Source organism: Candidatus Electronema sp. TJ, assembly GCF_048287355.1.
In the GTDB taxonomy this organism is placed as follows: domain Bacteria; phylum Desulfobacterota; class Desulfobulbia; order Desulfobulbales; family Desulfobulbaceae; genus Electronema.
Map to the genome: position 1 here is coordinate 1 of NZ_JBLWEP010000104.1, position 8,577 is coordinate 8,577.

General features: G+C 59.7%; 10 protein-coding genes. 8 read left to right on the forward strand and 2 right to left on the reverse strand.

Annotated features, from left to right (window positions below; genetic code table 11):
* The 4 genes from ACNKID_RS08365 to ACNKID_RS08380 all read left to right on the forward strand — a co-directional run.
* The coding region (locus tag ACNKID_RS08365; RefSeq protein WP_417912983.1) for a YkgJ family cysteine cluster protein at window positions 1-227 on the forward strand (227 nt) is incomplete at its 5' end.
* Between the two features lie 158 nt (window positions 228-385).
* On the forward strand, window positions 386-2,104 hold the full coding sequence (locus ACNKID_RS08370; RefSeq protein ID WP_417912984.1) for an ABC transporter substrate-binding protein: 1,719 nt from the start codon (window positions 386-388) through the stop codon (window positions 2,102-2,104).
* 12 nt (window positions 2,105-2,116) lie between these two features.
* Window positions 2,117-2,914 carry a vWA domain-containing protein gene (locus tag ACNKID_RS08375; RefSeq protein WP_417912985.1) on the forward strand — a complete coding sequence of 266 codons (798 nt, stop codon included), beginning with the start codon at window positions 2,117-2,119 and terminating at the stop codon, window positions 2,912-2,914.
* The gene (locus ACNKID_RS08380; protein WP_417912526.1) at window positions 2,911-4,449 is read left to right on the forward strand and encodes an OmpA family protein; all 1,539 of its coding nucleotides are present in this window, start codon (window positions 2,911-2,913) and stop codon (window positions 4,447-4,449) included. The genes ACNKID_RS08375 and ACNKID_RS08380 overlap by 4 nt, the downstream gene beginning before the upstream one ends.
* 5 nt (window positions 4,450-4,454) lie before the next feature.
* Here ACNKID_RS08380 and ACNKID_RS08385 read toward each other — a convergent pair whose 3' ends face one another.
* Together ACNKID_RS08385 and ACNKID_RS08390 are read right to left on the reverse strand one after the other, a co-directional pair.
* Window positions 4,455-4,739, reverse strand: a complete 285-nt coding sequence (locus tag ACNKID_RS08385; RefSeq protein WP_417912986.1) for a BrnA antitoxin family protein — start codon at window positions 4,737-4,739, stop codon at window positions 4,455-4,457.
* Complete coding sequence (locus ACNKID_RS08390; protein ID WP_417912987.1) at window positions 4,720-4,992, reverse strand: BrnT family toxin; 273 nt, start codon at window positions 4,990-4,992, stop codon at window positions 4,720-4,722. The genes ACNKID_RS08385 and ACNKID_RS08390 overlap by 20 nt, the downstream gene beginning before the upstream one ends.
* Before the next feature lie 82 nt (window positions 4,993-5,074).
* Between ACNKID_RS08390 and ACNKID_RS08395 the strand changes: the two genes are divergently transcribed.
* The 4 genes from ACNKID_RS08395 to ACNKID_RS08410 form a co-directional block, all read left to right on the forward strand.
* Entirely contained in the window at window positions 5,075-5,911 is an 837-nt protein-coding gene (locus ACNKID_RS08395) for a hypothetical protein (protein ID WP_417912988.1), read from the forward strand.
* A gap of 17 nt (window positions 5,912-5,928) precedes the next feature.
* Entirely contained in the window at window positions 5,929-7,134 is a 1,206-nt protein-coding gene (locus ACNKID_RS08400; protein WP_417912528.1) for a toxic anion resistance protein, read from the forward strand.
* A gap of 202 nt (window positions 7,135-7,336) precedes the next feature.
* Entirely contained in the window at window positions 7,337-7,525 is a 189-nt protein-coding gene (locus ACNKID_RS08405; RefSeq protein ID WP_417912989.1) for a hypothetical protein, read from the forward strand.
* A gap of 436 nt (window positions 7,526-7,961) precedes the next feature.
* Window positions 7,962-8,577, forward strand: a 616-nt coding sequence (locus ACNKID_RS08410; protein ID WP_417912990.1) for a hypothetical protein, incomplete at its 3' end; no start/stop codon positions are given.

Below are 8,577 nucleotides of genomic sequence, written 5' to 3' on the forward strand. Positions count from 1 at the left end.
GCCTTTTCGCCAAGTGCTATGTCCGCCGGGTGCAGGGCAGGCTTTCCTTGCAGGAACGGGTGATCAACGGCGAGCATTTCTGCTGTTTTTTCGACCGCGCCTCCTGCCGCTGCTCCATTTACGAACAACGACCTGAGCAATGCCGCACGTTCCCGTTTTGGGAGCGTTTCAAAGCCGATCCACAGGAGCTGCTGCGGGAATGTCCAGGCGTTGCTGTGAAAAGATGAGAGCCTGCGGTCGCCTGCCGCTGTTTTTTTTAGCATATCTGCATATATTTCCTGCGAAAAAACTTGACAGCATCTGGTTTGCGTGCCAATCTGTTGCGTACAGGCGAGCTGCGCCGATGCGGAGCCGTTTACTCTGAATCTTTGCCAGGGTGTTTGCCATGAGACGACAAAGGCTTTTCCATGCTGTTTTTCTCCTCTTCATGCTTTGCGGCCCGCCCGCCCGTGCGGTTCAGTACGTGGACGCGCCGCCGCTGGCCAAGGTCATCAGCGCGGCGGCTGAGGACATCAAGCCTGGCGGACCGGTGCGGGTGCCGCTGATCACGTGGGGCGGGGACGAGGCGACCATTCTCGCCAATGGCAACGCGACCCAGACTGCGCCGGACAGCATTTTCGGCAAGAAGGGCCTGAAGCTCCAGCTCGTGCGCGAGGATGACTTCAAGAAACAGATTGAGTCCTATCTGCGCGGCGAAACGCCGTATTTGCGCGGTACGATGGGCATGGTGAGCATGGCTTCGGAGGTGCTGGGCCGCGACCCGCGCACCGCGCCGGTGATCATTTATCAGCTCACTTGGTCGAACGGCGGCGACTGCTTGGTGGTCAAGCCGGGGATCAAGACCGCCAAGGATCTGAAAGGCAAGACCGTGGCCCTGCAAGCCTACGGCCCGCATGTAGATTATTTAGCCAAGGTGCTGGCTGATGCCGGGCTGGCCATGAGCGACGTGAGCATCAAATGGGTCAAAGATCTGACCGGCACAGCGGAAACCCCGGCGGAAGCCTTCCGTGAAGACGGCATTGACGCGGCGATGATGATCATTCCCGACGGCATGGCTCTCACTTCCGGCGGCACAGCAGGCACGGGCGCGGAAGGTTCAGTCAAAGGTGCCGAGATTCTGCTCTCAACCAAGACCGCCAACCGGATCATCGCTGATGTGTACGCAGTGCGGGCCGATTATTTCAAAAGCCGCCGCACCGAGGTGGAGAAGTTCGTCAACGGCCTGATGCAGGGCGAGGAGCAGCTGGCCGATTTGCTCAAGAATAAGTCCGCACGGATGAAGGAATACACCGAGACGGTCAAGGCTTCGGCGCAGATTTTGTTCGACAGCCCGGCGGCGACCGCTGATGCTGAGTCGCTGCGGGCGGACTGCGAGTTTGTCGGCTTCGCTGGCAATGTCAAATTTTTCACTGATCCCAATTATCCGCGCAATTTCCTCAATCTCCGCGACCAGACCCAGAACGCCTTTGTCAAGCTCGGCCTGCTCGGCAGGAAGTCGCCCTTGGCGGCGGCGGACTTCAGCTACGACGCGCTCAAGGACGGTCTGCGCAACACAGCAGGCGTGGAGGCACCGAAATTCGACTCCGCCAAAGTTGCGGGCGTGATCCAGCGCAAGCAGCAGCAGGACCGCTTAGCCGAGGGAGAGCTGTTCTCCTTCGAGGTCTTTTTTCAGCCCAACCAGAACCAGTTCTCTGCTGACCTCTACGCCGACGCGTTCAACAAGGTCATCGAGCTGGCCTCAACCTACGGCGGCGCGGTGATCACCATCGAAGGGCATTCCGACCCGATGGGCTGGCTTCAGGCGAAGAAGCGGCAGGAAACAGAAATGGCCCTCAATCAGATCAAGCAGGCGGCAAAGAATCTCAGCCTTTCGCGGGCCAACGCGGTGCGTGAGAGCATCATGACCTTTGCCGCCGCCAAGGGCGTGACCTTAGACGAAAGCCAGTTCGCGGTGATCGGCCACGGCATCACCAAACCGAAAAGCGGCCTTTGCGGCGATGATCCCTGTCCGCCCAAAACCGAGCAGGCCTGGCGCGACAATATGCGGGTCGAGTTCCGCATCATCCAGCTGGAAGCCGAAGCCTCAGTTTTCAAACCGCTGTAAAGGGGGCTGACAATGAACGCCCTGAAAATCTTGCTGCTCCTGCTGGCCGCCTGTCTGCTGTTCGGCTGCGAAGACCGTCCGGCGCAAAAGAAAAGCAGCCCTGCTCCCCAAAGCCGTTCGGCAAATCAGACCGCCGCACCGCCGCCTTCAGCCGATGCTGTTTCCAAGCCTGCCGCCGCGCCGTGGCCGCCCGCGCCTGGCGGAGACACAGTCTTGGTGCCGAATCTGCTCGCCGCCAATTATTACGTGATGTTGGACGGCAGCGGCTCGATGCTCGACAAGCAATGTTCCGGCAGCCAGACCAAATTGGAGGCGGCCAAGGACGCGATCAAAGAATTCGCCGCCGCTGTTCCTGCGGATGCCAATCTCGGCCTGCTGATCTTCAATGACGGCCAGATCCGTGAGCTGGCGCCTTTGGGCGCAGGCAACCGGCAGCAGTTCGCTGAGGCAGTGCAGGCTGCTTACGCCTCCGGCGACACGCCACTGAAGGACGCGGTCAAAGCAGGCTATGCCGCGCTGGAGAAGCAGGCTGTGCGCCAGCTCGGCTATGGCCGTTATGTCTTGGTGGTGGTGACGGACGGCTACGCCAGCCCCGGCCAAGAGCCGGACGCGGCGGTGCGCTGGATGCTGGAGAGCACTCCGGTGGAGCTGCACACCATTGGCTTCTGCATCGGCACGAATCACAGCCTCAACATGCCGGGCCGCACCGTGTACAAGGCGGCGGACAATCCCGCCGCCTTGCGCCAAGGCTTGGCCGATGTGCTGGCTGAGGCGGAAACCTTTGACGCAGCCACCTTTGACGCGCAATGAAGGCCAGACTGATCGGCGCACTGCTCCTGATGCTCATCGGCTCCGCTCTCACCTACGGAGTCTGGCTGCTGCTGCCGCGCATTCTTGACCGCAAGCAGCAGGAGACGAGCGACGCGGCGGATTTGCAGGGCAAGATCCGCGTCGCGGCGGACAGCTGGATCGGCTATTTCCCTCTCCGCTCGCCGGAGATGAAGGCCGCCCTGCGCCAGGCGGGCTGGCTGCTGGCTGTGGAGGACGACAAGGCTGATTATCCGGGCCGGATGGAGCGGCTGGAGAAAGGCGAGCTGGATTTCGCTGTGGCGACAGTGGATTCCTACCTCCTCAACGGCGGGCGGTTCAACTATCCCGGCATCATCATCGCCGTGCTGGATGAATCCAAAGGCGGAGACGCGATCCTTGCGCGTCAAGAGAGGGTGGCTGGGCTTGACGATCTCAAGGGCAAGATGGATGTGAAGGTCGCTTTCACTCCGGCCAGCCCCAGCGAGCATTTAGCCAAGGCGGCGGCGGATCATTTCAACGCGCCGGAACTGCATCCGCCACCCGGTCCGCTGCGGCTGGCGGTGAATGGCTCCGAGCAGGCCAAAGCCGCCCTGCTTGCCGGCAAGACCGATGTCGCCGTGCTGTGGGAGCCGGATGTCAGCAAGGCCCTCCAGCAGCCGGGCATCATCAAGCTGCTCGGCACCGAGGACACGCAGCGGCTGATCGTGGACATTCTGCTGGTCCGCCGCGAATTCGCGCAGAAGAATCCCCAGCTCGTCAAGCTCCTCCTCTCCTCCTATTTCAAGACGCTGCGCAAATACCGCCAGGACGAGGCCCTGCTGATCCGTCATGTCCGCGAGGAGACCGGGCTGAAGGAAAACGAAGTCAGTTCGATGCTCAAGGGCGTGAGCTGGGCCTCGCTGGCGGACAACGGCGAGCAGTGGTTCGGTCTGAACGGCGGCGAGGAAGGCTTGATCGCGGCGATTGAGTCGGCGGCGGAGATTCTCGTCAATGCGGGCGATTTCTCTGCCAGCCCGGTGCCGGACGGCAATCCCTACCGGCTGACCAACCGGGCCTTCCTCGAAGAGCTGCTTGCCGCCGGAACAGCAGGTTTCACTGGCGGCAAGACCGCGCAGGCGGGCACGGCGGCCTTTCCGCCCTTGGACGCGGCGGGCTGGGCCGCGCTGAAAGAAGTTGGCACCCTGAAGCTTGATCCGGTCGTCTTTCAGCAAGGCACGGCGGAGCTGAACATCCTCGGCAAGCAGACCGTTGACGCGGCGGCGGAGCGGCTCAGTCATTATCCCCATTTCCGCATTCTCATCAAGGGCCACACCGGCCTGCGCGGCGACCCGGAGGAAAACCTGCGCCTCTCTTTGGAGCGGGCGGAAGCGGTGAGCCGCTATCTGCAAATCACCCACAGCCTTGATTCCAACCGGCTGCGGCCTCTGGGGCTGGGCGGAACCAAGCCGCTGGCGCAGCTGCCCGGCGAGCCGCTGCGGGCCTATGAGTACCGCCTGCCGAGAGTCGAGCTGGTGCTGGCAAGGGAGGACATGTGACTGTCTCAGATTGCGTTGCCGTGCTCCTTGAGCCAGTCCCGCAGCACCTGATTGACACGCGACTGCCAGCCCCGGCCTGTGGCCCTGAAGGAGCTGACTACCGCTTCATCAAGCCTGATAGATATCGGCGTTTTTTTCACCTGCGCCTGAGGGCCGCGCACCTTTGGCGGAAAGCTAGGATGCTCCGCAGCCGCCGGTCTCATCTTGGCCAGAAAAGAGCTGTCCAGCGGCGGGGAGTCAACCGCATCCCAATCCGCTTGGGAGACATGCTCAGGCTTTTGTTTTTTCATAATGCTCTCTTTCGCGGGCATTGGCCCGCCGCAAGCTGATGAGGCGGATGCTGCCGCCCCGGATGGTGTAAACAAGCACATGAAGACGGCTGCCAATCATGCCGAGCGCAATCCATCGCTCCTCGCCGTAATCGAAACGATGATCTCTTGCTTCGATTGCGCTTGTCCAATCAAAATCTTCCGCTTTGCCGAAATCAACGTCGTGCTTGGCAAGATTGGCGGCGCGTTTGCCTTCGTTCCATTCGTAACGCATGGTTCATTGTATATACAATCAGCCGCTTTGTCAAACACAGCGGAGGGGAGGCGGCCTGCGGCTGACCGCAGCGTTTGAACGCATGAACGAGCACGATCTTCAGCCCAACCTCCACGACTACAGCCAGGGCGCGATGCGGCGGCATGTGCTGCGGCACGGCCTCACGCACTGGCTCACGCTCTACCCTCCTGCCCTAGGCCTGCCGCTTGGATTCGCCGCCTATCTCTTCAACACGCCGCTGCTGTATCTGGCGACCCTCGGCGGACTCGCTCTTGGCATGACCAGCGCGGTGGTCAACATTTTCTTCCGGGGCGAGGCCCTGTCTGCCCGCTATCTGCAAGAATTGGCCGGGCAGCTCCGGGAGCAGGAGAGGCAGGCCCTCGAAGGGCTGCGCCGCGAGCTGGAGCAGGCGCGGACAGTGCCTGGCGCGGAAGATCATGCCGGGCAGGCTGTTGAGCAGCTCGACCGGCTGCGCGACAAGGTGGACAAGCTGCGCCGTCTGCTGACAGAGAAATTCCAGCCGGGCGAGCTGTCCTACGGACGTTTTCTCGGCGCGGCGGAGCAGGTGCAGCTGGGCGGCTTTGACAATCTCCGGCGCATCGCCTCGCTGCTCCAGAGCGTCGGCGGGATTGACCTTGTGTATATTGAAAAATGTCTCAGGCCGCTGGACAGAGCAGCCAGCCTTTCTGAGGCGGACCGCAAGGAGCGTGAGACGCTGCTCCGGCGGCGGCAGCTACGCATAAGCCAGCTGGAGCAGGTCAACGAGCTGCTCACTGCCAACGAAGAGGCGATGACTGCGATTCAGGAGACAGCGGCGGCAGTCGCCGCGATGTCCACGGACCGCCCCTTGGCCAAAGGGGACTTGGAAACCGCCATCACCCAGCTGCAGCAGGTGGCGGCCCGCGCCAAACAGTACTAAACTCAGGAGGAACCCGCATGTTGGAAACAAAAGAGGAGAACGCGCTGGTCAAAGTGGACGAGCGGCAGTTGAGCGCGGAGCTTGGGCTGGTTGATCCGGCCCGCTTGGAAGTCAAGACAGCCGACCCGGAGCTGGAGAAGATGGCGGCGGAGTTCGCGGCCAGGATCTTGTCCTTCAACCCGGAAGACGCTGGCCAGCTGGAAGTGCGTCAGCAGCATGTCGCGGCCATTGACAATCTCGGCGCAAAGGCCCAGAAGGATTCCGCCCTGCGCAGCGCGATGCTGCGCGAGCCGATCCGCAAGCTGGCGCAGAAGGGCGAGGACGGCGGCGAGGTGGCGAACGCCTTGGTCAACCTGAATATGAAGGTGGACGAGCTGGACCCGGAGAAATTCAATCTCAATCCCGGCTGGTTCGCCCGTCTCTTGGGCACGATTCCCGGCGTGGGCACGCCGCTGAAACGCTATTTCCTCCAGTTCGAGAGCGCACAGACCGTGCTGGACGCAATTTTCCGCTCGCTGCAAACTGGCGCGGACACCCTCAAGCGCGACAACATCACCCTGCTTGACGACCAGAAGCAGCTCCGCCTCGACACGCACAAGCTGCGCAAAGCTATTGAGCTGGGGATGATGGTGGACACAAAGCTCAGTCTGGTTGCGGAGCAGGAGATTCCTTCCGACGACCCGCGCAGCGGCTTCATCAAGGAGGAGCTGCTCTTTCCGCTCCGGCAGCGGCTGATGGACTTGCAGCAGCAGCTGGCTGTCAATCAACAGGCGGTTCTGGCGATTGAGATCATCATCCGCAACAACAAAGAGCTGATCCGTGGCGTGAGCAGGGCGGTCAATGTGACGGTCAACGCCCTCAATGTGGCTGTGACCGTGGCTCTGGCCTTGGCCAATCAGCGCATTGTCCTGAAAAAGATCGAGGCGGTCAATGAGACGACGAACAAGCTGATTGGCGACACGGCCCGTCGGCTGAAGGAGCAGGGCACGGAGATCCACAAGCAGGCTTCAACCAGCCAGTTAGACATTCAGGTGCTCAAGCAGGCTTTCGCTGACATCCACGCCGCCTTGAATGACATCGCCCGCTTCCGTCAGGAGGCCCTGCCGCAGATGGCCAAGACTGTGCTGGAGATGGACCGCCTCACCAACGAGACCGATGAGGCGATCAAAAAGCTGGAGCGGGGCAATCAGGCCAGCCCGGCCATGTATTTGGACATTGATTGAGCGCGGAGGCGCAAGGGCGGAGGCTTGCTCCGCCTTTGCGAGAGTAATTGCTGCTGAAATCTGCGGCCAAGCCCGCCAAAGCCGCCGGAACAGGCGCAAAATCCGCAGGACAACGCGCTGCATCCGGTGCGCGTCACGCTTGATCTGCTCCTGACAAGACTTGATCCGCGACAGAATGAAGTCGATGTGCCGCAGACAGAGCGTGATGCGCTGCCGTTCAAACTTTGTCTGCCACGCATCGCGCTTTGTCTGGCGTAAACAGAGTTCCACGGGCGGCGGATGGTGTCACAAGAAGCGGCGGATCAAGTTTGATGTGCGGCAGATCGAGCCTGATCTGCTCCTCATTGAGCCGCAGCTGCCGCGCATTGAACACCATGAGGAGCTGGTTTGAGCAGTTTGCCAGAGCATTTTCTGTCATGCCGGGCAGTTTCGGCGTAAGGGCGGCTGGTTTTGGCTTGATTTTTTGCAGGTGGGTGGTGCTGCTTGGCGGATGGAACTGAAAAAGATGCAAGAATATAACTTTTCGGCATAAACAAAGTTCCACGGGCGGCGGATGATGTCACAAGGAGCGGCGGATTACGTTTGATGTGCGGCAGATCGAGCCTGATCTGATTCCCATTAAGTCACAGCTGCCGCGCATTGAACGCCATGAGGAGCTGGTTTGAGCAGTTTGCCAGAGCGTTTTCTGTCATGCCGGGCAGCTGCGGCGTGAGGGGGACAGGTTTTGGCTTGATTTTTCGCAGGTGGGTGGTAATGTTTGGCGAATTGGAGCGAAAGAGCGGGTAAAAAGGCTCTTTGCATATTTAATTAGATGACGGAGAATAATCATGTTGCGTGCTGTTGTTAAACAAGAGATATATGATTTGCTCGAAAAAACGTATTTTGGCTTGTCAAACTTTGATATCATCTTTAAAGATACTGAAAAACAGGCAATAGTCTTTGAGGTTAAATTCCTTGGCGACGCTCGATTTAAGTTTGTAGCGAAAAATATTTACCACAGTAATGACAAGTTCTTAACAGAAGAATCCCCTGGGATTAAATTTCTTCTTGTTGAAGACTTTCGATGTGAAGATCTTAATATTGTATGTAATCGTTTGCAAGATTGGGCTGACCGGGTGCGTGAGGAACTCATCGCATCGAATCCGCTCGCAAAAGAGGTCAACATGCTGCGCAAGCAGCTTGAAGAACACTTGGCTGGCCTTGGGCAGGAGGCAAATGACTTTTTCACCAAAGACGAAGCCGCTCAACTTGAGGAACGTCTAGCTGCTTTCTCGGCAAGGCTGGATGAACTTGCCGCTGAAAATGATTCATTGGAATACCATGTTGCTGGTCTCAAGCAAACTGTTTCCGATCTTCAAGGCGCGGTTGAGCTTCTAAACAAAGGTACTTGGCTGCGCATGGCCGCAGGACGGGTGCTGACAGGAATTAAGAAGGTCGCAGCCT

Bases quoted from the DNA above. Each gene is read 5' to 3' on its own strand.
- ACNKID_RS08370 (WP_417912984.1), top strand. From the start codon at position 386: ATGAGACGACAAAGGCTTTTCCATGCTGTTTTTCTCCTCTTCATGCTT.
- ACNKID_RS08375 (WP_417912985.1), top strand. From the start codon at position 2,117: ATGAACGCCCTGAAAATCTTGCTGCTCCTGCTGGCCGCCTGTCTGCTG.
- ACNKID_RS08380 (WP_417912526.1), top strand. From the start codon at position 2,911: ATGAAGGCCAGACTGATCGGCGCACTGCTCCTGATGCTCATCGGCTCC.
- ACNKID_RS08385 (WP_417912986.1), bottom strand. From the start codon at position 4,739: ATGAAAAAACAAAAGCCTGAGCATGTCTCCCAAGCGGATTGGGATGCG.
- ACNKID_RS08390 (WP_417912987.1), bottom strand. From the start codon at position 4,992: ATGCGTTACGAATGGAACGAAGGCAAACGCGCCGCCAATCTTGCCAAG.
- ACNKID_RS08395 (WP_417912988.1), top strand. From the start codon at position 5,075: ATGAACGAGCACGATCTTCAGCCCAACCTCCACGACTACAGCCAGGGC.
- ACNKID_RS08400 (WP_417912528.1), top strand. From the start codon at position 5,929: ATGTTGGAAACAAAAGAGGAGAACGCGCTGGTCAAAGTGGACGAGCGG.